Raw genomic sequence first — 23784 nt, 5'->3', positions numbered from 1 at the left:
AAGCCTCACCGGTCGCAGCCATCCGCGCCGAAAGCAAGACCCGGCCCGTACCCGCCCCCGCTTCAGCCGAGGTGGTGCCGACGCCCTCGTACCTGGGAGGTAACGCGTCATGGCGGAGCCCGTGACCGATCGGCATCATTACAACATCCAGCCCAGCGATGCGTCAGACTCGAAGTCAGAGCCGAAATGCCTTCTCGTGCAGTCAAACTGGAGGATTACCAGTGAGTGCCATGCACCAGGTAGCCAGCCGGATACGGAGTTCTGGCAAATTGACCGCGTTATGGCGTTCGTCAGAGGCGCACCACTGACCTACCTATGGCTGATCACCTTATTGATTACCAGCGTCATGGCCCGCCACCTGACCAGGTATCAATTGCACGCATTGCTCGTTCGCGACTCCACCAACATCTATCACCTTATGACCGATCCGCTCGAAGTGCTGATCTCGAGCCTGTTATTTATCGATGGCCGATCCTGGACGCCTTACTTATTGTTGTTCACCGCATTTCTGGCGCCCGTCGAGCACTGGCTTGGACAAAACGTTGGCTCACCGTCGGATTGACTACGCATGTTGGTGCGACGTACCTCAGCGAAGGTGTGCTGCTTCTTGCTATCCGTTACCATCGCGCACCCGAAAAGTTTGTGCACGCCGTCGATATCGGGGTCAGTTACTTTCTGGTCGGCGCCATAGCGGTATTGGCCTATCGCATCGGCCCGCTATGGCGGTGGTGGTATCTGAGCACCCTGATCACAATCTTCTTCGTCCCGTTGGTCATCAAACCGGATTTCACGGCCGTGGGTCATTTCAGTGCGATCTTCATCGGGCTGTGCTTTTACTCGATGGCGCGAAAACGACAATCCCCCGCAAGGGGTTGACCTCCATTCCCGGTAGCGGTTCGATTATGCATACGCCACGAGGGGAGACCCGAAGTGAGGATGTACGCGCGCCAACTAGCAGCCGTTGTCACGATGGCGTTGGTCCCCATGGCAGCAACGACGATCGCGACTCCGGCGGTGAGTTCGGCCGACTGTGCGGATGGCCAGTGGTGGGACCCGACGGCCAACGTGTGCCGGCCGCTCGGCGTCGGGCCGCAACCGTTGGCCTGCGACAACGGCTGGTGGTGGGATCCCGGAGCGAATGTATGTCGTCCGCCGGTGGTACCGCCCAGCTAGTCCCGACCGGGCCACGATTACTTCGCGATGTGTCGCTCTAACGTCGCCAGCGACGCGGCGAGGTAGTCCTCGGGGAATATGGGCATCGCGCCGACCCGCTCGCGAAAGTCCTGCGACGTGCCGCTCCAGTCGTAGGTAAGCGTGACGTCGGTGCGGTCCGCGTGTGGCGCGAGGTCGTATCGCCAGGACCAGCCGCCGGGGGCGTGGTTGCCCGCGTCGTCAAGCTGGCCCGGCATCCACCCGATGGCTCGGTCCTTGTCGAACACGTTCACCAGGTTGTAGGTGATGTAGTCGCCACCGGCCTGCGTCAGGAACATGTTCATCGCGAAGATTTGTCCGGTACCGGTAATCGGTGCGGCGTCCTTGGCGTCGCGCACCCAGTCGCCGGGCTCGGTGTCATGGTGGCGGGTGGGATCTGCGAGGACGGCAAAAATCTCGTCCGGCCTAGCGGCGATCGTGTGCGTGACGACGTAACGCTCGGTGTCGGCAGTCATGAGTTGTCCTTTGCTCTGTTTGCCTGCTCTGTTTGCGCGGGCGAGGTCGGGGGAGTACGGCCAGACTCGTCCGACCATGGAGGTATGACTCACGGATCGCCCTGAATTCATCGGTGGCGGTGATGTCACATCCCGGCGCCCAATCCCGTCTAGCGATTGAGGAACAAACAAGCATTGCCAGAAGGGCGGGATGATGAATAGCTTGAGTGCCCTGGCGCGGGCATACCTGGTCGCGGTGACAGCCCTGGTGGGGATAGCCACGGTCGGGTTCGGGACCTGGTGTCTGATCGATCCGGTCTCGTTCGCCGAGGTCGTCCAATTTCACGAACACCAGCACTTCTTGCACGACGCCGGCGCGTTTCAGCTGGGTCTTGGCGTAACGCTGCTGCTCGCCCTCATCTGGGGGGATGCATTGGCCACCGCGCTCGCCGGCTTTATCGTGGCCAACACCGTGCACACGGTGAACCACGTAACGGACCTGGACCAGGGCGGTTCGGCCGCTCAAGCGTGGGCGCTCGGTGCCGTGTCGATCGCGCTGCTCGTAGCGTTTTGGCTGCGGCTACGACAACTCGGATACGTGCTAGGCCCGTTGCCACCGCAGCCAACCAGGCGCTGGGGCCGTTCGTGCGGCAGAAGACAATCAACCTCACGACGTATCGCAAGGACGGCACTCGGGGCTCGAGCCCTGTCAGCATCGTGGTGGATGGCCAGCGCGCCTACTTCCGCAGCTTCGAGCGCGCGATCAAGGTGCGCCGGATGCGGCGCGACCCGAGCGTCGAATTCGGCCCGGCAACGGCATCGGGCAAGCCGACTGGACCCGCGCAGCCCGGCTGCGTACGCCTGCTGGAGGGATCTGAGTACCGCAAGGCTGGACGTCTGCTACGGCAGAAATATCCCTGCCTGCACGGCGTGCTGGTCCCGTCGGCGCACCGGCTCATGCGGTCCAAGTTCGGCCGCACGGTACACGCGGAGCTGACTCCGTCGCCTTGACCTAAACGGGCGTCCGCGCGCGGGGTCGAGCGCAACGCGCTACGCCGTCACCGCCGCGATTGTCACTATCGCGTCGACCACCGCCCCGGGCTAGTCAAGGGCGACAAAGGTTTTCGCGCAGGAACCTCGATAAGGCTTCGGTTGCTGAAGGAACCGGCCAAGCGCCGACCCAAAACCGGGGTGAAGCAGCGGCCCACTACTGCCAATCCGATACGGCACGACCGTCTTGACGCGTGCGCCGCCCTTTGGCCCACTGCGCGATCGGCAAGTCCGGACGGTAGCCTTTAGCGGCATGACCGACTCCGTCGTCGTGAAGGTCAAGCCCGGAAGTCGCAAGGGACCGCTTGTCGAAGTCGGTCCCAATGGGGAGCTGACAATCTATGTCCGGGAGCGAGCGGTTGACGGTGCGGCCAACGACGCGGTCACCCGCGTGTTGGCGGCCCACCTCCAATTACCGAGACGCCAAGTCGAATTGATATCCGGAACGACGTCGCGGCTCAAGCGTTTCCGCGTGAGCCGCGGAGCATAGGTAGCGCCCGATGCGATGTCGCGAACACCGAGAGCCTTGATCCACATGCCCAGATCGTCGCTTGGGTAGGGAAGATCAAGACAGGAGGCCAATGTGACAGTCGGCGTGATCGTAGTGGCCGCCGTGTTCTTTCTCGGTATGGGCGTTTACGCGTTGGCCGCTCCGGCCGCGATGATCCGGGTGTTCGGCATCGTGCTGCCAGGGCGTGAATCCCGCTCCGAGGTACGCGCTGTGTACGGCGGATTCGGGCTCGCGATCGCCGGCGTGCTTGCCTTCGCCGCCTTCAAATCAGGGTCGTTGCGAACTGGAATCATGATCACGGTCGGGTTGGCCCTGGCGGGCATGGCTTTTGGCCGTATCGTCTCCGCGGTCATCGATGGCCGAACTCCGTTCTACCCCAACTGGTTTTACTGCATCGTCGAATCGTTCGGCGCCGCCGCACTGCTGCTTGCTACCCACGGATGAATGGCCGCGAACGCGGTTCTCCGTCGCCGCGGTCGGCGCCGACGAATGCGTCGATCACTTCCCGGTTGAGGTATGCAGCAGCTCGTAGACGCCATCAATATCGAAATATGTTGCAGTGCACTGCAATGCGAAAATTGCGTAATTCGATGTTGCCTCCCCGTATTCGTCGGTGCTCTGTCGTGGGCGACGCCGGTTGGCATCGGCAGTGCACCTTGTGGTGCCCTGCCGCCCAAAGATCGGCCGTCTCGGTCAGTGCGTCATGCGATCGCGCTGACCTCATCTGGCCGGCGGGCTGCCGTGTGCATGAAAATGCCCGGGGTGACCAAAGCTGTCGTGGTCGGGTCGTAAATGGACTACTACACCGCGGGAATCGGTCCGGTGCGCTGCGATAGGTAAACGTGACCGAGCCGACCCTGCGCGCCCCGAGTATGTGGGCTGGGACGACAAACACCAGTGCAAGGGTTTCTCAAACTGCGCCAGCGGTGGAATATGGTGTCTGAATTGCAGCTGTCGGGAGGTTTCGATGGAAGGGACCCCGTTCGGCCGGTACGGCCTGATCACTTTGCTCGGCAGGGGTGGCATGGGGGAGGTCTGGCGAGCCTACGACACCGTCACCGATCGGATCGTCGCGCTGAAAGTGCTCCCGGCACACTTCGCGTCGGACAGGACATTTCAACAGCGATTCCGTCGTGAGGCCCACGCTGCGGCACGAATAAACAATCCGCATGCGGTGCCGATTCACACCTACGGCGAGATCGATGGGCGGCTATTCGTTGACATGCGGCTGATCGAGGGCCGCGACCTGGCGACCGTGCTGGCCTCCGCCGCGATGCCGCCCTCACGCGCGGTGCACATCGTCGAGCAGGTGGCACAAGCCGTTTACGCCGCACACAAGATTGGACTGGTACATCGAGATATCAAGCCCTCCAACATCTTGCTTGATGAACACGACTTTGCGTATCTGATCGATTTCGGAATCGCGCGCGTAGTGGGCGAGACCGGTCTGACGGGGACGGACGCGGTGGTCGGCACGCTGCGTTACATGGCGCCGGAGCGCTTCAGAGTCGGTGAGGCCGACGCACGCTCAGACATCTACGCCCTGGCCTGCGTGCTCTATGAATGCTTGACGGGCGGATCCCCATTTCCGGGTGACAGCATCGAACAACAAGTGGCAGGGCATCTGTCGACCCCACCGCCGCGACCATCGGACTCCGGTGCGCCGCAGGCGTTCGATGCGGTCATCGCGACGGGCATGGCCAAGGACCCCGAGCGGCGCTACGCCACCCCGGTGGACATCGCACGCGCCGCCCGCGACGCGATCACAGTGCCGCTGCCCGTGCCGAGCCCGAATATCCAGTCGCACACCGTCATTGCCCCCGTGCGCACACGAGCGGCCTCGTGGCCGGATGACCCTACGCAGCCAGCACAGAAGGCAACGCACCGCGATCCATCGCAGCACCTGGTGGGGAATCGCAAACGCGTCAAACGATCATGGGTAGCCGCCGCGGCCATTGCGGTGGTGGTGGCATTCGGGGGTGCGAGCGTATACCTGCTACGCACAGCCACATCCACGGCTGGATCTACGCAAACGCACACGGCGGTCGCCCCGCCGCCATCGGCGCAGAGCGGGGGAGGCACGCCCGGCGCGGGGGTACCGGCAGTGCCGAGTGGTCCACCGACGATCGCCGCCTCAATACGGGTAGGCAATGGCGCCTTCGGTGTCGCGGTCGACTCCGCCGGACACAGCGCCTATGTCGCCAACACCGGTTCCAACTCCGTCTCGGTGGTCGATACCACCAGCCGTATGGTCACCGCCACGATCGCTGTCGGACGCCACCCCGTCGGTCTTGCCGTGGATCCGTCGACCCGGACCGTGTACGTCACCAACTTCGACGACGCCTCGGTGTCAGTCATCGACATCGTCGCCAGCAAGGTCATCGCCAGAATAGGGGTCGGTACCCATCCGGGCGGAATAGTGGTCGATCCCGATGCCCGAATCGCCTATGCCACCAACGGTGATAACGCAACGGTGTCAGTCATCGACACGGCGACGCACACCGTGACGGCGACGGTGCCCACCGGAAAAGGTCCGAGCCGCGTAGCCATCGATCGGACCGCTCACCGCTTGTTTGTCACCACTGTCGATCCGGTGGTGACCGTTATCGACACCACCAACCGAACGGTCATCGGCTCTGTCGCGCTTCGCGTCCACCCGGCCGGTATCGCCGTCGATAGCGCATCGCACACCGCCGATATCGCGAGCGGCGATGACGCCTCGGTGTCCTTGGTCGACACCCTCAGCCTCGGTGTCACCGCCAGCGTGCCCGTCGGGCAACGTCCCGCGGGTGTGGCGGTGGATCCGCCGACGAACACCGCGTACGTGGCCAACTACAGCGGCGCCTCCGTGTCGGTGATTGACACCAGCAGGCGCGTCGTCACCGGCATCCTTTCCGTCGGTAACAATCCGCTCGCCATCGCCGTCGACCCAACCACCCACTACGCCTACGTCACCAGCGACCTCAACCACGGCTCGTTGACAGTAATCGAACGCTGAGGCTGCGCCCGAAAACGCCGAATCAGCTAGCGGCCTACTCACGCTACTTGAGAAGCACCCCGGCTACACGCGTGGCGCCTGACGGTGAACGCGGTCTGCACTGTGCCGTAAGGCTTGTGACGCTCAGCATCCGTCACGAGTCGGGCATGAACTCGACGGGATGATCACTGAAGGGCTCAATGACGACCCCCACACGTTTCATCAGCTCAATCGAACGGTTGGTGTCCATCACCGTCTTCACGTCACCTTCGAGGATCATGTACGCGGCGCGGTTCATACGCTCGTAGAATTCTTTCATCGATTCCACGCTGCGAAACACCGGCACGTACCAAACACCCTCGCGTTCAAGCAAGAACGGCTTTTGTTTGCCGTCCTTTGTGTCACCAAAAGGGGTGGAGTAGTAGACCTTGGCATCAGTGGGAGCTGTTTTGGATTGCCTCTTCCTTCTGAATAGGCCAACGGAATCTCCTTTATGGCGGTCGACATTGGCCCTAACGACCCGCTACGCCACGGGACACGGAGGCCAGCTCGAAGTACTCGGGGGTATAGCTGGTTATGCGATATCGGTCCGACCGTCAAACTAGTCTGCAAAGATATTGAGCTTCAACGCCGGAGGGGGCGCGTTGTCGTTTCAGGGTCGCCGCCTGCATTTTGGGCTATCTGCCGTCGTCGTCGCCACGGCGGCGTTCAACGCGCTCGCCTTGTAGGGAGTGGCGGTGGCGCAACGCGTGCAGTTTGTCCTCGAAGCAACGCTGTGTGTGGGCGCATTGCTCATTGGGCTCGTCGTGGTGGGCCGGGTGGCCGGCCTGTCACGGTGGTGGCGAGCATTCCTCTTGGCCTCGATAGCCACCTTTCTGACCGCCGAATTTCTCTCGTGGCTGGCCAGCGCGACCCGCCGCGGCGGAACCGCTCCGACGTCCGCCGTCGTCGGCTACTTCGTCGCCGGGCTCTTGTTCACCGTGGCGATGCTTCTCCTGGTGCGCGCCGGCCGTGACCACAACATCCGGGCGCCAATACGACCGGGGCCTGTGGTCATCACGACCGTTCTCGACGGACTCGTGATTACGCTGGCGTTCTGCCACCTGGTGTACATCGCACGCTTGGGCGCGATGGGCGGCGCCGCGCTGCCGCGCTCGACCAATACCGCAGTCGTCTACGGAATCGCCGCGGTTGAGCTCGTGACGGTGGTGAGCGCGGTGCTCCTTGCCATGTGGTATCCGCCGTATCGGCCGGGCCGGGCGAACTACATGCTGCTTGCAGCAGCGGTGATTACCCTCGCCTCCTCGGACAGGCTTCTCGCCTACCTGCGCAGCGTCGATGTGACGACGCTGGATCTGTGGGTCGGCATCGGATTCGTCATGCCACCACTGCTGATCGCGTGGAGCCTGCTCGTGCTCCCTCCACGGCCCCGCCCGGACGATGACAACGAACAGCCAACCAACTGGGCACAGCTGACGCTGGCCCTATGTGGGCTTCCTGGGAAGCACGGCCCTGCTCACGTTTCAAGTGCTGGTCGGGCGGGGGATCGACGCACTCTTCGCCGGTACTTACTTGGCGATGGCGTTGCTCGTCGCGACCCGTTACCTGGTGGCCATGCGGGTCCAACGGATGCTGACCAAGCAACTTGTCGACGCCAAGCGCCGACTCGCCCATCAGGCGCACCACGATTCACTGACCGGCCTACCCAATCGATTGCTGTTGGCTCAACGGCTCGACGAAGCCATCCGCGGCGGCCCGTTCGTCTTAGTCTTTGTCGATCTCGATGACTTCAAAGAGGTCAATGACCGTTTCGGGCATGCGGCCGGCGACGAGTTGCTGTGCGCGATCAGCGCACGCCTGCGGAGTTACCTCAGCCAACCCGACACGCTGGCCCGCATCGGGGGAGACGAGTTCGCCATCCTTACCACCCATGCTGTCGATGCACCAGAGATGGTCGCCGACCAGCTCCGGATGGCGCTGCGAAGTCCGTTCTCGGTGCATGGGACTTCGGTGCGAATGCGTGCCAGCATGGGCTTGGTCAGTCCCGGCAGAGCCGACGTTGCGCCGACCTCCGACGACCTGCTCAGACAGGCCGATATCTCGATGCACACCGGCAAGCGGCTGGGCAAAGACACTGCCGTGGTTTACCGCCCGGCATTCAGCGTGTCGGAGGATTTCACGACCGCGCTGCGGCAAGCGAACGGTGCTGTCCCGCAAGGATTTCAGCTCAAGTATCAGCCCGTGGTGGCCCTGCCAGAAAGCACACCGGTCGCCGTCGAGGCGCTTGCCCGGTGGACGGCGCCGAGCGGGATACAGATTCCACCCCAAACCTTCGTCGCGCTGGCTGAAGCCAACGGCCTGGGCGCACTGCTCGATGCCTTGGTGCTCGATCAGGCGTGCGCGCAGATCCAAGCCGCAGGCCTCGATTTGGACCTTCACGTCAACATCGGTGCCGCACGGCTCGGCAGCGTCGATTTCGAACAAGCCGTCATCCGCACGCTCGCGCGACATGGGCTGTCGCCACATCGACTCGTCCTGGAGATCACCGAGACCGTCCCCATCGTTGACCTCGCCGACGGAGCGGCCGCCATCCGACGATTGAACCAACTAGGAATCGGCGTGGCGTTGGACGATTTCGGCACGGGTTACAACTCGCTGACCTACCTACACGAGCTGCCCGTGCAAATCGTCAAGCTCGACCGTCGCCTCGCGGCGGGCGTCGAGCCGGAACGAAACCTCACGCTGTATCGGTCGGTGATCGGCTTATGCGAAGCGCTGGGACTCAAGGTGATCGCCGAAGGTATCGAAACCGCCGAACAGGCGGAGACGGTCTTCATGGCCGGATGCGGATTGGCGCAAGGACATCTCTTCGGCGCGGCGGCTGGGCTGACCGACATCGCGATATCTTCTGCCGGCAGGTAAGTATCGAGTCTTGCCCTTGTAGGTTCGTTCGGAGCTACGAACACGGCGATCGCCACACCACAGGCAGACGGGGGAGCAAGCCCATGAGAACGATCGCAAACCGCCACATCGCAGTCGTCGGCTTGGCCGCCGTCGCATTGATCACTGCGGGCTGCGGCAATAGCAAGAGCGTGGATGCGTCGGCACCGCCGCCAGCCAGCGCGAAAGCCACCGCCACGTCGACAACCCCAGCGCAACCGACCGAGATGAAGCTCACCGGGGAGAGCGGCATCGAGGTGACCTTGACCGGCCCGATCGCCGCCAAATACTCGTCGGCAACCGAGCAGCAGAAAACGGCGCTTGGCAAGCCACTGACGGGTGACCGCAACGCGGGCACGCGGGAAAGCGGCGTGGTATTCCAGCAATTCCAGGGCGGCGCGATCACCGCCAAGAACGATCAGGCCGGCACGCCCGCGGTCACCGGGACCAACGGTTCGGCAGGTCCGCTGGGTCTGCCCACCAGCGACGTGAGCACCATCGGCGACCTGGAGGTGTCGACCTTCGAGCACGGCAAGATCGAGTACAACCCGGCGACCGGCCAGGTCGCGGTGACGGTAGACGGCAAGGTCGTCCCGTCCGGCCTTTAGCTCCCGTCCGGGCTTTGGCTCGAATTGCGGCCAGCGACCTCGCCACTACCGCACATCGCCAAGCGGTTGACCCGCATGGAGGTTCCACTGGCCGCAATCGGAAGCGAGGACGTCGTTAACATCGACTTCGAGTCCGCCGACCTTCGGCCCCGGATTGGACGCGGTGCTGACGACACGCTGGTAGAGAACGGCGGCGGGGTGGACCTGACTGCCGGACCATGCCTTGGTTTGCCAGAGCCAGCGGCGGCCGGGTGTGCTCGAAGACCCGACGACGCCATCGGCCGCAGCCCACTGGCACGCCCTGATGCCTCCGTAGATGCCGGTGCGTTGAACCCCAAGAACCGAGTTGATTCCCCGAAACCACTGCAGCGCAGTGCGATTCCAGGTGTCGTGATTGATGTCCTCGTCGATGGTAAAGAAGATCGGGGCACCCTGGCCGCCGCCCGCGGCGGTGTGCAGCTGCCAGGCGGTGCGCGCGTCCGCGACGCCGCCGGCGTAGCCCCGCGTGAAGTCCGACGGTGCCGAACTACCCGGTTTGCCGTATTGGTAGTTACTGACGATCACCAGGCCCGCGGCTTTCAAGGAGTCGGCGTAGGACCGAGTGATCGGCTTGGCGCCAAACGATGTGCCAGGGCGCGACTCCGAAACGTAGTTGACCACCCCGCTATAGCCGCCAGCCCGAATCTGCTGCGCCGGAATCTGGCGCGCGGCGAAGTCGATCAGTTGGGGAGGAGCGGCGGCGGCCGCCGTGGGCATGCCGCAGGCTACTGCCGCGGCCCCCAGACTGGCCAACGCAGTTGCGTAGCGCAGCGCATCGCGCCGGGAAACGACACGCGGTCGCGCGGTACTGGCCATCGGGGGCAAAATGTGCATCGCGCGATGTTAACGATGTGACTGTTGTTACCGATAGAGCTGCGCTAGCCGAAACGCAGTTGCATTCCCAAATGGATACCGAACGGTGACCATTCGGCTATGACCTCGGATGGCACGTGCGAAACGACCGGGCGTGCAAGCAGATTGATGGTTTGCGCTAACCGACTTAGCCCACGATCGCCCGCGCTGCACGCTCTGCGATGAGCATGACCGGCGCGTTGGTGTTGCCGGAAATGATGGTGGGCATAGCCGACGCATCGACCACTCGAAGGCCCGCGACGCGATACACGCGGCAGTCGGTGTCGAGTACCGTGGCGGCCGACCGTGGGCATCGAAGGCTCCCATCGCGCAGGTACCTACCGGGTGGAAAATCGTGGTGCCGAGTTCACCGGCCGCCCGCTGCAGGTCTTCGTCGCTGACCAGTTGCGTTCCGGGAAGCAACTCTTGCGGGTCGTACCCGGCAAGAGCCGGCGCCGCCATGATCTGCCGGGTCATCCGGAGGCCCCGCACGGCGATTTGACGATCGGCGTCAGTCGACAGGTAGTTGCAGAAGATCTTCGGGTAGGTCAGGGGATCGGCACTGGCCATGCACACATGGCCTCGCGAGGTGGGTCGCAGATTGCAGACCGAAGGAGTGATCGCTCCAAAGGGGTGTAGCGGTTCGCCGAACTTCGGCAATGACAAGGGCTGCGCATGCCACTCCAGATCGGCACTTTCCAGCGCGGGGTCGCTCTTGGCGAAAGCTCCTAGCGTGGACGGCGGCATAGTCATGGGCCCCGATCGCAACAGCAGGTACTGAAGTCCCATACCCGCACGGCTGATCCAGTTCCGGTACAGCGTGTTGACGGTCGGGGTACCCCGTATCCGGTAGATCGTTCGAATCTGCAGATGGTCCTGGAGGTTTTCGCCGACTCCCGGCAGATCGACGACCACCGGCACTTGATGCTGGGCAAGCAGGCCAGCCGGGCCCAGACCCGAGACCTGCATCAGATGCGGCGAGCCGATAGCCCCGGCGCTCAGGATCACCTCCCGGCGGGCTCGGACGTCGACGACCTGGCCATCCCTGAGCAGCCGCAGGCCGGTGATGCGTTGCTGCGCCGTGGTCCAGGCACCGCGACGCTGATCCTCGTGGACCTGGTCGTCCATCAGAAGCTGCAAGGCCTGGGTCTGCGTGTAGACGGTGAGATTCGGCCGGTCGGCGATGGGATGCAGGAAGGCATCGGCCATCGACCAGCGACGGCCACGGCGTTGGTTCACGTGAAAGTACGCAGAGCCGGCGTTGACACCCCGATTGAACTCGTCGATCGGGAAGATGCCGACCTCGGCAGCCGCGGCCTGCCAGGTGTCCAAGATCTTCCAACGCACCCGTGGCCGCTCGACACGGATCTCACCACCGGCACCGTGCCACTCGTCGGCTCCGCCGAAGTAGTCCTCCAACTCCTTATAGATCGCCAGTGTCTCGCCTGGACTGTCCGGGCCACCCCAAAGCCATCGCTCGTCACCGGTGGCTCGCGCCCACAGATCGTAATCGCTTGCCTGACCGCGCATGTGGATCATCGCGTTGATCGACGAGCACCCGCCGATCACACGACCACGCGCGTAGTGAATGCTGCGGCCGGCCAGGCCGGGGTCGACCTCGGTCGTGAAGCACCAGTCGGTGCGGGGATTGGCGATGGTGTACAGATAGCCCACCGGCACCTTGATCCAGAACCAGTTATCTCTGCCGCCCGCCTCGATCAGGAGCACACGGCGATCAGGTTTGGCGCTGAGCCGATTGGCGAGCAGGCAGCCCGCACTGCCTGCTCCCACGATGATGAAGTCGAATTCGGCGACCGGGCTCATTCCGGTATCGGTCCTCCATAGCGTCGGCTGCGTGTCCTAGTGTGCCCGTAAGCCGGCTCATCTCATCAGACGATGAGTAGCCCTGAACAGAGTCGACCATTGACCAAGCACCGCGCACCAGCCTCGATGTCTGAAAACTGTTGCTGTCGAGATGAGTTTCGTCCTCCGGGCCAGTCTTATCCGCAGGGGCAAACTCATCTATGGCTTCAACGTGTCGGTAGACGGGTACATCGCCGATGAACAGGGCAATAGGACTGGAGCGATCCGAGCGAGGAGCTGAGCAGTACTGGAACGACTTCAAGCGGGAGACCGCGTGCGCGTTCTACGGGCGGCGGCTCTACGAACTGATGTCGGCGTACTGGCCGACCGCCAACAAGGCCCCGGACGCCACCCCTTTGATCGTCGACTTCGCCCGCATCTGGCGCGACATGCCGAAGGTCGTGTTCTCGCGCACCCTGGATCCGTCGACTGGAATTCCCATCTCGAGCGCGGCGACCCGGTCGAGGTGGTGACGAAGCTGAAAGCCGACACCGACGGCAGGGTGGAGGTGGGCGGCGCGACGCTGGCCGCACCGATCGTGCAGGCCGGACTGGTGGACGAGTACCGGGTCGTCGTCGCGCCCACCGCCGTGGGCGGCGGCACCCCGTTCTTCCCAACACTGCCGTTCTGAACCTCGCTGCCAGTGTTGGAAACCCGCACCCTCCCGGGCCTTCGGTCCTGCTGAGGTACGAAGCAATACACGGCTGATCGAATACGCCGTGAGGCTAAATGCGCTCGCGTGCAGGCAAAAACAGAGTGGTCCACCGAGGTTGACGGTGCCTTAGGCGCGATGCGGCAGCACAAAAGTGTGCTGTGACCGTTAAGGATCTTTACCGCAATCGTGATCTCGCACCAGTATTTTCGGAGGTACCAGACCGAAACTTTCTGCCTTTTAATAGCGCCTATCGGCGTCCGCAAGCCTGGGGGCTGACATGACGACCGCACTCGCCGCGAACGACCCAATTGAGAGCCTCGCGGCCGACGCGCATAACGATCTCGCTTTAGCGGTGGCAAGTATCAACGCTTTCGGTTGGCGAGGAAAGACTGTTCCCGCCGAACGGAAGCCGGGCTGGCGAATCACGGAAGAAGACATCTTGCGTGCGTCGTTCACGGTGATCTTAGTGGCGCTCTTGGCGATGATGGGCGTCTCCGCCGGTGCGATCTTGACCATGGGCTAGCAGCAGGTCCGTTCAATCGGAAACGCGGCCACGGCCATCTGGCCGGAGGTCACCAGCATTGGCGAACTAGCTGAGTTGCCTTGTCTGGTAAAACCTTTCGCGGCCAGCACCAAAGCGATACGCGTGCCGACGCGGCCCACTACCACAGAGGCGAACTGGCGGGGCAGCACACCCAAAGTATGGTGTGCTGCCGCGCCTGAAGTTTCGGGTATCAGGCCCAGCTGGACCCGACGGCGCTGTCGGTGCTGGCCATGTTGTTGCCGGCACTTTGCACCTTCTGCCCGTGCTGGTTGGCCTGCTCGTAGATCACCTGGAAGTTGCGACCCAACTGGGTGATGAACTCCTGGCACGCCACCGAACCGGCGCCACCCCAGAAGTCACCGGCAGCCAACACATCGCGAACGATGGCCTGGTGCTCGGCCTCCAACGAGGCGGCCTGCGCGCGAATCAACGCGCCATGCGCGTCCACATCTCCGAACTGGTAATTAATGCTCATAGCGTTTTCTCCTAAGGTCTGAAAGTTACCCAGCCGTAGCTATGACGGCTAGTGACTGAGGGCCTGCTGCGAGGCCTGCTCTTGCGTCTCGTAATTGTTCGCGTCACGGATCAGCCCGTCACGCACGCCGTGGAGCATGTTGACAATGTTGTTGAACGCCTGGTTCATCTGACCCATCGTGTCGTACGACGTGGCCTGGGCCTGACCGCTCCAGCCCGCACCGGCGATGTTCATCGACGACGCCCACATCTTGCGAGCCTCATCCGACACCGTCTGCGCATGCATCTCAAAACGGCCCGCCATCGCACGCATCGCGTGCGGGTCGGTCATAAAACGTGTTGCCATGTTGCCTTTACTCCTTCATTACTTGCGATCCGAGATTTTGTTGTGGATAGCGATGATTCGACCGGGTTACGAGTACTGATGTAACCGCCGAACCGGATACCTAAGGATGTTCCCCCTCCTAACCAGCACCCCGCGGACCACCTACTCACTGAGAAAGTTTGCCCGACCACTGAGCGACTGGCGCGGAACCCACTTCGCTGTGGGCGTCCTTAAGCCCCAAACGACGAAAGCCAGTTAGCCGGCAGCGGCCGCGTTAGCGGCTTCCGTAGCCGCGTACGAACCCGAGCTGATCGACAGCGTGTTCACAAACTGCTCGTGAATCGCCGTCGCCTGAGCGCTGACTGCCTGATACATCTGTGCATGTGCGGCAAACTGAGCCGCAGTAAGCGCCGAAACCTCGTCGGCCGCTGCCGGCACCACCCCGGTCGTCGGGGCCGCCGCAGCCGCGTTCTGGGCGCTCAGAGCAGAACCGATACCCTGCAGGGTCCCGGCTGCAGCGGCCAAAGCCTCCGGCTGTGTCGTCACAAACGACATATTGATTCCTCCTCCATAATCCGTTGTGTGCGATAACGATCGACGTCCCGAATAAGGACATTCACACCTATTTACGACTTTGTTTACCGGGTGGCCGTGAGGTCCGCGCCTTCGCAATCGAGTGCGCGTATCGACGACCCGGGGAAATGCCGCCTCGATCTCGGGGGCGCCACCGGGCAACTCGGCGGGTGGGCAACGAGCCGAGCGCAGGGGTCGCTTCTGGTCCGGCGCCCTTGCAGCCTGGACACCGGAAAATGCGTGAAGCCTCCCATGCAAGGGATGAATTACCTTGCCCACCAATTTATTAGGTTTCAATGGACATCTCCCCAGTCGTCAATCCAGACCCGCTGACAGATCAGCAACGGCGTCAGCACCAGCCACTGTGCGCGCCCATTCTCGGAGCCCATCCACATCGAGCTGGGGTTGAATGCCCGCCGTACCCGCCAGGCCCGGCGAGGCCGCCGCGGGCACCGCGGCCGCCAACCCGCCGGACGAGGAGACGGGAGCGACCGGGGCGACGGCCGGGGCAGTAATGATGGAGCCGCTGTTAATGGCGGCCACAAGTCCAGCCGCATCTTCGGTGACCATAGCGCCGCCGGTGGCGCCGGTGATGGAACCGCTGGGAATGGTGAGAACGTCCAACGGCGCCTGAGCCGTGACCGTGAAGGTGCCGCTGGTTATTTGGCCGGGAACGCCGACACCGCCCACCTGACCCAACAACACTGTCTGGCCTTGAGGGATGATGTAGGTCGTGCCGCCGGCCACGTAGCTGAGGTCGGTGTTCGCAAAAATCATTGGTCCGGTCTGCGGAGTTGCGACGTCGATGACGGCACCGTTGCCGACGGTGACCGTGACGCCATCACCGATCGTGGCGCCACCGGGTGCGACGTTGGCGCTGCTACCGGCAGGTAACGGCGGGTCGACGCCGCCAGGGGTTGAGGTCACCTGCTGGGTGTTCGAGCTGAGCTGTTGGATCACGGATTGTGTTCGGCTGGTGGTGTTTTGGGCGGCGTTGCGAGCGACAGCGTTGGCCTGGTTCGCCTGGCCGTTCTCATTGGTGGTCTGCTGAGGCTCGTCAAAAGACTCCAGTGTGCTGGCGGCTTCCGAGTCGGCGGCGTAGGCGTACATGGCAGTGGCGTCTTGAATCCACATCTGCCCATATTGGGCTTCGGTGGCCGCGATCGCCGGGGTGTTTTGTCCGAAAAAGTTGGTGGCGACCAGCATCAGCAGCTGCGCACGATTGGCAGCGATCAGCGGTGGGGGCACCGTCATGGCGTAGGCGGCCTCGTAGGCAGCTGCGGCGGTGTAGGCCTGCGCTGCGGTCTGCGCGGCCCGGGCGGCGCTGGCTTGTAACCACAGAACCTGGCGCGTACCCGCAGCCGCCATCCTCATCGAGGACGGACCCAACCAACGGCCGATCAAACCAGAGAGCTCCGACGAGCACCCGGCTGCCGCCGATTCCAGTTGGGCAGCCACCGCATCCCAGCCCGCCGCCGCGGCAAGCATCGGCCCGGACCCCGGGCCGGCATACATGAGTGCTGAATTAATCTCGGGCGGCAGCAAACCGAAATCCACGTCTCGTCCCCCTCGCCGAGTTGGCGTAATGACTCTGCTGACGCGATTACACCCACCGCCCGTAGATGTGATGTGAATCACGACTCCCCTGGACAGCAAGAATAATTTGCCGCCGCTACCACCACAAGTCCCTGTTGCGGGAAATAACAAAATGTTCGAGTAGGCAGGGCCACATACGGTTTCGTAGAAGCCAACCGGACCCTTCGAATTGATCAGGGGAAATGAAAATTGCTGAACTGAGCACGGCGGCAGGGTCGTGCCTCGAGCCCGGGCAGACGGCGCAGACTGCGGGCCGCTGGAGATCCAGGTGTTCGAGTGGGCGTCCCAAGAAGCGATGGACAGTTACATGTCCGTACCCGTGCAGCATTGCGCTGGCCGCGGATCGTGAGAAAGCGATCGCGCGGACCGAACCGCGGACAATTCTGACCGCGACAGCGTTCTTGGCCACGTTGGGTACTGTCTCGGTTGGTGGCCCCAATACTCTTGTGGCGCAGGGGCGCTCGAGTCGCTTTTTCAAGGACGGAATGCGCGGTCGTCGGTGGGGATGCTCGCAACGGGGTGCTGGCCGATGCGGTTGGTGTGACCGCGACGGATGCGCCACCGCATCGGCCGGCCACAGTCAACTCATGGGGATTAAATTGGCCAATATTCCTCCCGGTTACTACTTATGCAGGGGGATTACGTATTCGAAGGTGAAGCCTGTCCTTTGGACCCCCTCGCCGCGCAGGCGAAAGGTGCTGAGATGCATGACGTTTGATGCCATCCGGAAACCGCCCCGAGGCAGCAATGGCCGCGGCCGGATTGGTGGGTGATGTCAGGCATCGAGACGACGGCAACAATCTCGGTCCCCAAGTCCGGGCGCGCAATCAACTTCTGAGGTCGTTCGCGCCAAATCGCAGGTGAGTGACGGAAATTCACACAGCGTCCGGAGCAGCGCCTTGGATAGCGTGCAGGTGTGATTCATCTGCTGGTAACGCTACATATTCGATACGTGGATATTGCTCGAAGGTGCCGGCGGGGGAGTGATAGGTGGCTACTTCGCGACCGACTCGGTACAGGTGCAGACTGCGCGTAGGCGCTGCCGAATCCCCCGACAGGAAGTGACACGACCTCATGTCATGTCTCGGTCCTTGAATTGCGATGTATAGACGTCGTTGCGCAGCTTTCCTACGCCACCGTCGCGCCCCCAGCGCTGACTGGTAGACCGCGTCGGCGGTTTGGCAGGTCGCGTCCTAGGTGATAGATGACGTCGAGCACGTCATCGACGGTGGGCGGGTCGGGCGTGGTGAGTCACGTTGCCCTCGATTCGGCTAACAGCGTGGAAACCACCCGGGCCCAGGCGCAGTAGGGCTGTCGCGGGCCGGTCCGTTCGGAAGTTGCGGTCAACGGTGTGATCCGGCAGCGGCTTCGGCGACCGCGGAGGTGATGCTGTTGACCAGGTGGCTGTCCAGTCTCCAACACTGCCAGAACAGTGGGACGTCGAGGTGGACATCGCAGATCCGGACGAACGATCCCGCAGCGATCTCCGGGCCGACGATCGCCTCGGGGAACATCCCCCAGCCGAGGCCGGCGCGGGCCCGCGGCGGCGAACCCTTCGGCCGTCGGCACGAAATGGGTCGGCCTTGCGATGTCACGACGAAATACCCCGCGTACCAACGTATCCTGCAATGCGTCCGCCCGATTCCACGCCAGCGACGGGGCGACGGCGGCCGCGCCGGCCGTGAACCCTTCCGGTAGCCACCGCTGCAGGTAGGACTCACTCGCCACTGGCAGGTACCGCATCCGGCCCAACGAGTGCACCCGGCACCCTGGGATCGGTGCGCGTTCGGTGGTCACCGCACCCATGACCGATCCGTCCCGCAGCAGCCGCGCGGAGTGGTCTTGATCCTCGATGCGGATGTCGAACAAAACACCCGGCAGTCGTTCGAAGACCGAAGCGAACCAGGTCGCCATCGAGTCGGCGTTCACCGCGATGGCGACTCGAACCGTCGACGGGCTACCGCCGCCCATCTCGGCCAACGCCTCGGCCTCGAGCACGGCCGTCTGGGCTGCCAGCCGCAACAGCGGAACAGCCGCGAGGGTCGCGGTGCACGGCTTCTGCCGGACCACCAGCACCTGCCCGACCCGCTGTTCCAGCGATTTGATCCGTTGGCTGATGGCCGACGGCGTGACGCGCAAACGCTCGGCTGCGGCGTCAAAGCTGCCCGCCTCGATCACGGCGGCGAGAGCCGCCAACTGGTCGCCGTCCATGACCACATTAGTTATTCTAATGCTACACAAGAATGATTAGCTGGACTGATTTCGTGCACTTTCGTAGCGTGAAGGCATGAACTCGCCCGTCCTGGTCGGATTCCTTTCCTCGTTCACGCTAATCGCGGCGATCGGCGCCCAGAACGCATTCGTGCTGCGGCAGGGCATCCGGCGCGAGCATGTCCTGGCCGTTGTCAGCGTGTGCGCGATCTCCGATCTGCTGCTTATCACGGCCGGCATCGCCGGTGTCGGCGCACTGGTCACGGCACATCCGCAGACCGTCGCCATCGCAACACTAGGCGGCGCGGCATTTCTGCTCGGTTACGGCGCACTGGCCGCCCGCCGGGCGCTGCGGCCTTCCACGATGGCCCCGAGCCAGGACGGCTCAGCTCAGCTGCTCTCGGTGGTGCTTACCTGCCTGGCTCTGACCTTCTTGAACCCGCACGTCTACCTCGACACTGTCGTACTCCTGGGAACGCTGGCCAACCAGCACGCCGACGGCCGATGGTTATTCGGCATCGGTGCGGTGACCGCGAGCGTGGTGTGGTTCGTCAGTCTCGGGTTCGGGGCGCGGCGCCTGGCCGGCCTATTCGCCAACCCGCTGACGTGGCGGATTCTGGACGGCGTGATCGCGGTGACCATGGTCGCCCTAGCCGCCTCGCTGATCCTGTCCTGACCGGCCTGCAGAGCAACTCGTAGGCAGTCTTTAATCACGTCGAGTTCGACCGGCCGGTCCAAGTCCAGCCGGCGGCGAACAGCGCGCGTTGTGGTGAGCAGCTCATCCGGCGACAAGCTTTTGACGTCAGTCGTCTCAGCTAAACCTGGACGGCGCCGATTAACGGCAATTAATCGGCTGAGTCCGTGCTCGCTGGTGTGGCAGCATTTTCGTATGGCACCGGCCCGGATAGGGATTGTTGGCGAGTTTCAGCCAAACTTCGATCCGCACAACGCCATCGCGCCGGCCGTCGAGCACGCTCAGAGCGTGAAAGCTTCCAACCCGCCGGTCGCAGTGGAATGGATCGCCACCGATGTTGCCGAGGGCATGCCTAGCGACGAACTCTCCGGCGATACCGGGTGGTGGATCGCTCCGGGAAGCCCGTACCGCAGTATGACCGGCGCATTGAAGGTGATCCGCTACGCCCGCGAGCACGACATCCCGCTTCTGGGCACATGTGTGGGGGATACCAGCACGTAGTTCTCGAATATGCACGTAACGTGTTGGGATTCAGCGACGCCGCGCATGCAGAGTACGACCCCTACGCATCGGACCTTTTCATCACGGCACTGAGCTGCTCACTGGTCGGCCAGACGATGACTGTCAAGGTAAGTGAGAACACCACTGCTGCCCGCTTTTACAAGCAACACACGGTCGTCGAGAAGTATTACTGCAACTTCGGGTTCAACCTCGATCACCTACCGGCGCTGACAGCCGCCGGCTTGGTGGTGTCGGGCACTGACCAGGACGGCGAACCACGCATCATCGAACTCCCTCATCTTCGGTTCTTTGTGGCGACGTTGTTCGTCCCGCAGACATGGAGCACACCCAATGCTCCACACCCGCTGATCATCGGCCTTCTGAGCGAAGCCGCGAATAATGCCGGATGACAACACAAAACCGGAGCTGGGTGATGCGTTACGCCCAACCGGGATCACTTACGCGCAGACCCGACGACTTGACCCAGGCATCGCCGACGTCATCAACCATGCCATCAGAGACGGGGGACTGGTCGCCAATATCGGGCGCCGGATCTTATGAGCCCGCACACGTTGTGGCGGTCGAACCCAGCAGGGTGATGATCGACCAGCGGCCTCCCAACTTTACTGGTAACCCGCCATATTCGTCTCGGCCGTATTCGTCGCGATACATAGCAGTGCAGTCGGTCGGGATGTGATCGAGGAGCGGGGCTGATCGCCGTGATAGCCATTGCCCGACTCGCTTGCCCGCCCTTACCAAATGCCGAGGAGGTTTGTTTGCTGAGGCTTGCGATCCCAACCGGAAGCGGAGCGGCCTTGAAGACCCGCCGCGGCATCCAGCGTAGATCTCCCCGCAGGACAGACCGTTCGCGCACAGCATATTCGGTGCTACCGGGCGCACTCGCCGACCCGGAAGCTGTTCGGGCCTGGGGGTTGGCCTGAGAAAATCAACGCGCAGTTGGGTCTCGCGCCACCGGTCAGCGTCGACTGAGTACCCACCGCACGCACGAACGTGTCCGCGAAGACATCACACGCGGTCCCGACGTCCGTCACTGTAAGTGGAGCGCCTTTTTGGGCGACCGGGCGGATAAACATGTTCAGCAGCATCGGCGCCAGAAGTTGTTGCACCAGAAGCGGTATGGGCAGGTCGCGGATGCGCCCATGCTGAACTTGCGTGGTGAGCCAACGGTCCAGCACGCCCAACATCCGAGGCCCGGCGTGCCCGATCAACGATTGAGTGGCTGGACTATCCGGTCGCGCAAACATCTCGGCGAACAGAGCCGGGACCACACGGGGTTCGCGACTGAGCGCATTGGCCATCATCTGATAGAACGCACGGACAGTCGACTGCAGGTCGCCGTGCGGTTGTTCGAAGAACTCCTCGAAGTCGAGGAGCGGGGTGTGCTGCTCGAAGACGGCGCGCATCAGTCCGTCGCGACCGCCGAACGCGGCGTGCAGGCTAACGACCGAGCACTCGGCGCGCGTTGAGATGGAATCCAAAGTGGTTGCAGCAAGTCCATATTCGCTAATCAGAGCAGCTGCAGCATCCAACGCACGTGCCCGAACCGGCAGCTGGCCACCGGGATCTACCCCCGCAGAGCGTACCGCGGCATCCAATGCGGCGCGGGACCCGCCGAGTCGACGAAGCAACGTGCTGCGCGAGATCCCGGCTTTGGCGGCGATGGCGGCCACGGGGACATCGGCAACGTCCCTGCCGAGATCCCGGGCGGCTTGTAGAGCAGCTTCCACGAGACCGGACTTTACGTACTCTGACATAGCATCTAATGTAATATTAAATGCAGTATCACGCAATCGGTGAAAGAGGAAGCCATGAGCATTGCCGAGATTCGTGTTGACGACCTTCCGGTGGTCGACACCGAGGTGTTGGTCGTCGGTGCAGGGCCGACAGGATTGATGGCTGGGTTGGTGCTCTCCCGGCGCGGCGTGCCCGCCGTGGTGATCGATCGCAAGGCTGGCCCGACCCGTGAGTCGAAGGCGCTGGCAGTGCAATCGCGGTCGATGGAGATCTACGACCAACTTGGACTTGCCGACGCCGTGCTGGACGTCGCCTACCCTGCGATGTCCATGAAGATCGGTAATCCGACTTCCGCAGACGGACCCGGTGTCGCCGAGGCTATTGGCAGCGCCACTCGATTCCCCGGTATGCAGATCTTCGAGCAGAGTCTCAACGAGACACTGCTCACTGAGACGTTGAGCGGCGAGGGTGGTGACATCCGCTGGCGGCACAGACTGGTCGACCTTGTGGACAAGACCCGCGAACCCGGCGGTCGGGTCGAAGCAATCCTCGAATCCGAAGACGAAGGCACACTGCAGCGCATCCGTGCTCGCTGGTGCATCGGAGCCGACGGCGCGTCGTCGACCGTCCGACGGCTCTTGAACCTCCCGTTCGAGGGATCGACCGACGACGCAACGTTCTGGGTCGCGGACGTCCGCGACCTCAAAGGTGTTCCCGAAGGCGCGATGAATCTGCGGGTGGGGAAGTCACTGTTCGGCGTCGTCTTCCCCATGGGCCCCGGCGGTCACGCCCGGTTGGCGGCACTGGCTCCGACGGACGAGATCACCCAGGACGAGGCCTTGGGCTCGCTGTACGACGAATTCGGTCTAACCTACGGCGCGGTTGACTGGTTTTCCTGTTACCGGGTGCATCATCGGGTCGCCACCAAGTTTCGGGTCGGGTCGATCTTCTTGGCCGGAGACGCCGGCCACGTCCATTCTCCTTTCGGCGCACAGGGCATGAACACGGGACTGCAGGACGCGCACAACCTGGCGCTGCTGTTAGCCGACGTAGAGCAGGGCCGCGTGAAAGCGGGCGCGCTCGACAGGTATGAACGCGAGCGTCGGCCCATCGCAACAAAACTGGTAAACGTCACCGACCGATTGTTCGGCTTCGTTGGTCGCCGCACTCGCCCCGCCCAACTCGTCCGCAAATGCGTCCTCCCGCTGATCAGCAAGGCGAACATCGGCTCATTCGGCAGCGGCCTGCTAGGCCAATATCGCGTGCACTATCGCTTTGCCGACGACAAGAACCCACCGATCTGGGCCCAAGACCCCGCCGTAGGTCGCCGTGTACCCCCGGTGGCCGACAACCAGCACGCACTGCGCCCGATGAACTGGCAGCTACACACATATGGCGCCGGTACGGTCGCGCGCCCCGACATGCCGAACTGGGTGGCAGGGCCGACCGACTTCGGTGTCGACCCACAGGGACGACTGCGCAGCGACCGGCTCTACCTGATTAGGCCCGACCAGTTTGTTGCCGCATCAATTCCGTTACAGGGCAAAACGGTTGACGATGCCCAACTTCACGCAGCCATCACCGCCCATCTATTGGAAATCAGCTGACTACCCTCGGGTCCGGCGCTCACCATCTGCTCGGTGATGATGAAGTTGGCGACGACCCGGCCACGCAAAAACGCTAAGCCCGGCGGGGAGCGATTACATCGTTCCTGGGCACGTAGTGATCGAATGCACAGGGCCGTCAGCCTAAGCCCTTTTGACGCAGATTGCTTCAGCAGTTATCCGATGAAAGTGGCGGCAAGGCTAGGGCTTGGGCACTTCGGCCGTTGTTGACCCCTATTACTGGGCTTCTTCGTACCAGCTTGTCGCACGTTCACTCTAACATCGAGGGCGGTTGATACTCGAGGAGTCGTACCATCGAGCGCAGAACGCTAGGAGATTGAGATGGGTGTGACCGCTCGGCAAGAC

The 23784-nt window shown here is 63.0% G+C and carries 19 protein-coding genes and 6 pseudogenes; 14 read left to right on the top strand and 11 right to left on the bottom strand.

Annotation, left to right across the window (positions count from 1 at the left end; genetic code table 11):
- Nucleotides 1-280: 280 nt before the first annotated feature.
- Nucleotides 281-876 (top strand): annotated as a pseudogene (locus tag G6N54_RS02550) (rhomboid-like protein).
- A gap of 54 nt (nucleotides 877-930) precedes the next feature.
- The gene (locus G6N54_RS02545) at nucleotides 931-1173 is read left to right on the top strand and encodes a hypothetical protein (RefSeq protein WP_163788438.1); all 243 of its coding nucleotides are present in this window, start codon (nucleotides 931-933) and stop codon (nucleotides 1171-1173) included.
- Between the two features lie 17 nt (nucleotides 1174-1190).
- Here G6N54_RS02545 and G6N54_RS02540 read toward each other — a convergent pair whose 3' ends face one another.
- Nucleotides 1191-1667 carry an SRPBCC family protein gene (locus G6N54_RS02540; RefSeq protein ID WP_163788437.1) on the bottom strand — a complete coding sequence of 159 codons (477 nt, stop codon included), beginning with the start codon at nucleotides 1665-1667 and terminating at the stop codon, nucleotides 1191-1193.
- 624 nt (nucleotides 1668-2291) lie between these two features.
- Here G6N54_RS02540 and G6N54_RS30140 point away from each other — a divergent pair.
- The 4 genes from G6N54_RS30140 to G6N54_RS02520 all read left to right on the top strand — a co-directional run bounded on the left by G6N54_RS30140 (nucleotide 2292) and on the right by G6N54_RS02520 (nucleotide 6205).
- Nucleotides 2292-2657, top strand: a complete 366-nt coding sequence (locus tag G6N54_RS30140; protein ID WP_232073285.1) for a PPOX class F420-dependent oxidoreductase — start codon at nucleotides 2292-2294, stop codon at nucleotides 2655-2657.
- Between the two features lie 292 nt (nucleotides 2658-2949).
- The gene (locus tag G6N54_RS02530; protein WP_163788436.1) at nucleotides 2950-3186 is read left to right on the top strand and encodes a DUF167 domain-containing protein; all 237 of its coding nucleotides are present in this window, start codon (nucleotides 2950-2952) and stop codon (nucleotides 3184-3186) included.
- A gap of 93 nt (nucleotides 3187-3279) precedes the next feature.
- Nucleotides 3280-3651 carry a DUF4345 domain-containing protein gene (locus G6N54_RS02525; protein WP_179969157.1) on the top strand — a complete coding sequence of 124 codons (372 nt, stop codon included), beginning with the start codon at nucleotides 3280-3282 and terminating at the stop codon, nucleotides 3649-3651.
- A 523-nt stretch (nucleotides 3652-4174) separates the two neighbouring features.
- Nucleotides 4175-6205 (top strand): serine/threonine-protein kinase, encoded by a 2031-nt coding sequence (locus G6N54_RS02520; protein WP_163788435.1) that lies wholly within the window; start codon nucleotides 4175-4177, stop codon nucleotides 6203-6205.
- Nucleotides 6206-6338: 133 nt separating this feature from the next.
- Here G6N54_RS02520 and G6N54_RS31245 read toward each other — a convergent pair.
- Nucleotides 6339-6659, bottom strand: a pseudogene (locus G6N54_RS31245) (hypothetical protein); the annotation flags it as partial.
- A gap of 1013 nt (nucleotides 6660-7672) precedes the next feature.
- On the opposite strand from G6N54_RS31245, the gene G6N54_RS30135 reads away from it, so the two are divergent.
- Both G6N54_RS30135 and G6N54_RS02505 read left to right on the top strand, forming a co-directional pair.
- Complete coding sequence (locus tag G6N54_RS30135) at nucleotides 7673-9106, top strand: putative bifunctional diguanylate cyclase/phosphodiesterase (protein ID WP_232073283.1); 1434 nt, start codon at nucleotides 7673-7675, stop codon at nucleotides 9104-9106.
- Between the two features lie 83 nt (nucleotides 9107-9189).
- A complete protein-coding gene (locus tag G6N54_RS02505) occupies nucleotides 9190-9732 on the top strand; it encodes an LGFP repeat-containing protein (RefSeq protein WP_163788434.1) in 543 nt (180 codons plus the stop codon).
- Nucleotides 9733-9777: 45 nt separating this feature from the next.
- Here the strand turns inward: G6N54_RS02505 and G6N54_RS02500 are convergent, their stop codons facing one another.
- Nucleotides 9778-10605, bottom strand: a complete 828-nt coding sequence (locus G6N54_RS02500; RefSeq protein WP_163788433.1) for a DUF1906 domain-containing protein — start codon at nucleotides 10603-10605, stop codon at nucleotides 9778-9780.
- A gap of 166 nt (nucleotides 10606-10771) precedes the next feature.
- A pseudogene (locus G6N54_RS02495) lies at nucleotides 10772-12447 on the bottom strand (GMC family oxidoreductase).
- Between the two features lie 151 nt (nucleotides 12448-12598).
- Here G6N54_RS02495 and G6N54_RS02490 point away from each other — a divergent pair.
- A pseudogene (locus G6N54_RS02490) lies at nucleotides 12599-13194 on the top strand (dihydrofolate reductase family protein).
- Between the two features lie 224 nt (nucleotides 13195-13418).
- Nucleotides 13419-13664 carry a hypothetical protein gene (locus G6N54_RS02485; protein ID WP_163788432.1) on the top strand — a complete coding sequence of 82 codons (246 nt, stop codon included), beginning with the start codon at nucleotides 13419-13421 and terminating at the stop codon, nucleotides 13662-13664.
- A gap of 211 nt (nucleotides 13665-13875) precedes the next feature.
- On the opposite strand, the gene G6N54_RS02480 is transcribed toward G6N54_RS02485, so the two are convergent.
- The 5 genes and pseudogenes from G6N54_RS02480 to G6N54_RS02460 all read right to left on the bottom strand — a co-directional run bounded on the left by G6N54_RS02480 (nucleotide 13876) and on the right by G6N54_RS02460 (nucleotide 18864).
- Nucleotides 13876-14160: a WXG100 family type VII secretion target gene (locus G6N54_RS02480; protein ID WP_066824871.1), complete on the bottom strand. Its 285-nt coding sequence runs from the start codon at nucleotides 14158-14160 to the stop codon at nucleotides 13876-13878.
- A gap of 48 nt (nucleotides 14161-14208) precedes the next feature.
- Nucleotides 14209-14505: a WXG100 family type VII secretion target gene (locus G6N54_RS02475; RefSeq protein WP_025735564.1), complete on the bottom strand. Its 297-nt coding sequence runs from the start codon at nucleotides 14503-14505 to the stop codon at nucleotides 14209-14211.
- 234 nt (nucleotides 14506-14739) lie between these two features.
- Nucleotides 14740-15039, bottom strand: coding sequence for a PE family protein (locus tag G6N54_RS02470; RefSeq protein WP_163788431.1), 300 nt, complete (start codon nucleotides 15037-15039; stop codon nucleotides 14740-14742).
- Nucleotides 15040-15372: 333 nt separating this feature from the next.
- Nucleotides 15373-16614: a PPE family protein gene (locus tag G6N54_RS30975; protein ID WP_179969156.1), complete on the bottom strand. Its 1242-nt coding sequence runs from the start codon at nucleotides 16612-16614 to the stop codon at nucleotides 15373-15375.
- Nucleotides 16615-17996: 1382 nt separating this feature from the next.
- Nucleotides 17997-18864 (bottom strand): annotated as a pseudogene (locus G6N54_RS02460) (LysR family transcriptional regulator ArgP).
- Between the two features lie 76 nt (nucleotides 18865-18940).
- Here G6N54_RS02460 and lysE point away from each other — a divergent pair.
- Nucleotides 18941-19540 (top strand): L-lysine exporter, encoded by a 600-nt coding sequence (lysE, locus tag G6N54_RS02455; protein WP_163788430.1) that lies wholly within the window; start codon nucleotides 18941-18943, stop codon nucleotides 19538-19540.
- Between the two features lie 2 nt (nucleotides 19541-19542).
- Here lysE and G6N54_RS31470 read toward each other — a convergent pair.
- Nucleotides 19543-19656: pseudogene (locus G6N54_RS31470) on the bottom strand (nitroreductase family protein); the annotation flags it as partial.
- A gap of 97 nt (nucleotides 19657-19753) precedes the next feature.
- Between G6N54_RS31470 and G6N54_RS29830 the strand changes: the two are divergent.
- Together G6N54_RS29830 and G6N54_RS29825 are read left to right on the top strand one after the other, a co-directional pair.
- Nucleotides 19754-20059 (top strand): CTP synthase, encoded by a 306-nt coding sequence (locus G6N54_RS29830; RefSeq protein ID WP_197939567.1) that lies wholly within the window; start codon nucleotides 19754-19756, stop codon nucleotides 20057-20059.
- A gap of 23 nt (nucleotides 20060-20082) precedes the next feature.
- Nucleotides 20083-20469 (top strand): CTP synthase, encoded by a 387-nt coding sequence (locus G6N54_RS29825; protein ID WP_232073281.1) that lies wholly within the window; start codon nucleotides 20083-20085, stop codon nucleotides 20467-20469.
- 477 nt (nucleotides 20470-20946) lie between these two features.
- Here the strand turns inward: G6N54_RS29825 and G6N54_RS02445 are convergent, their stop codons facing one another.
- Nucleotides 20947-21834, bottom strand: coding sequence for a TetR/AcrR family transcriptional regulator (locus tag G6N54_RS02445; RefSeq protein WP_163794458.1), 888 nt, complete (start codon nucleotides 21832-21834; stop codon nucleotides 20947-20949).
- 54 nt (nucleotides 21835-21888) lie between these two features.
- Between G6N54_RS02445 and G6N54_RS02440 the strand changes: the two genes are divergently transcribed.
- Nucleotides 21889-23421, top strand: coding sequence for an FAD-dependent monooxygenase (locus G6N54_RS02440; RefSeq protein WP_163788429.1), 1533 nt, complete (start codon nucleotides 21889-21891; stop codon nucleotides 23419-23421).
- Nucleotides 23422-23784 lie beyond the last annotated feature (363 nt).

The sequence above is a fragment of the Mycobacterium stomatepiae genome (assembly GCF_010731715.1).
GTDB classification, from domain to species: Bacteria; Actinomycetota; Actinomycetes; order Mycobacteriales; family Mycobacteriaceae; genus Mycobacterium; species Mycobacterium stomatepiae.
This window is presented reverse-complemented; position numbering and strand designations above follow the sequence as displayed.

Excerpts from the sequence above, each read along its gene's own strand:
- G6N54_RS02540 (WP_163788437.1), bottom strand. The coding sequence starts at position 1,667 with ATGACTGCCGACACCGAGCGTTACGTCGTCACGCACACGATCGCCGCT.
- G6N54_RS02530 (WP_163788436.1), top strand. The coding sequence starts at position 2,950 with ATGACCGACTCCGTCGTCGTGAAGGTCAAGCCCGGAAGTCGCAAGGGA.
- G6N54_RS02520 (WP_163788435.1), top strand. The coding sequence starts at position 4,175 with ATGGAAGGGACCCCGTTCGGCCGGTACGGCCTGATCACTTTGCTCGGC.
- G6N54_RS02505 (WP_163788434.1), top strand. The coding sequence starts at position 9,190 with ATGAGAACGATCGCAAACCGCCACATCGCAGTCGTCGGCTTGGCCGCC.
- G6N54_RS02500 (WP_163788433.1), bottom strand. The coding sequence starts at position 10,605 with ATGCACATTTTGCCCCCGATGGCCAGTACCGCGCGACCGCGTGTCGTT.
- G6N54_RS02485 (WP_163788432.1), top strand. The coding sequence starts at position 13,419 with ATGACGACCGCACTCGCCGCGAACGACCCAATTGAGAGCCTCGCGGCC.
- G6N54_RS02480 (WP_066824871.1), bottom strand. The coding sequence starts at position 14,160 with ATGAGCATTAATTACCAGTTCGGAGATGTGGACGCGCATGGCGCGTTG.
- G6N54_RS02475 (WP_025735564.1), bottom strand. The coding sequence starts at position 14,505 with ATGGCAACACGTTTTATGACCGACCCGCACGCGATGCGTGCGATGGCG.
- G6N54_RS02470 (WP_163788431.1), bottom strand. The coding sequence starts at position 15,039 with ATGTCGTTTGTGACGACACAGCCGGAGGCTTTGGCCGCTGCAGCCGGG.
- lysE (WP_163788430.1), top strand. The coding sequence starts at position 18,941 with ATGAACTCGCCCGTCCTGGTCGGATTCCTTTCCTCGTTCACGCTAATC.
- G6N54_RS29830 (WP_197939567.1), top strand. The coding sequence starts at position 19,754 with ATGGCACCGGCCCGGATAGGGATTGTTGGCGAGTTTCAGCCAAACTTC.
- G6N54_RS02445 (WP_163794458.1), bottom strand. The coding sequence starts at position 21,834 with ATGTCAGAGTACGTAAAGTCCGGTCTCGTGGAAGCTGCTCTACAAGCC.
- G6N54_RS02440 (WP_163788429.1), top strand. The coding sequence starts at position 21,889 with ATGAGCATTGCCGAGATTCGTGTTGACGACCTTCCGGTGGTCGACACC.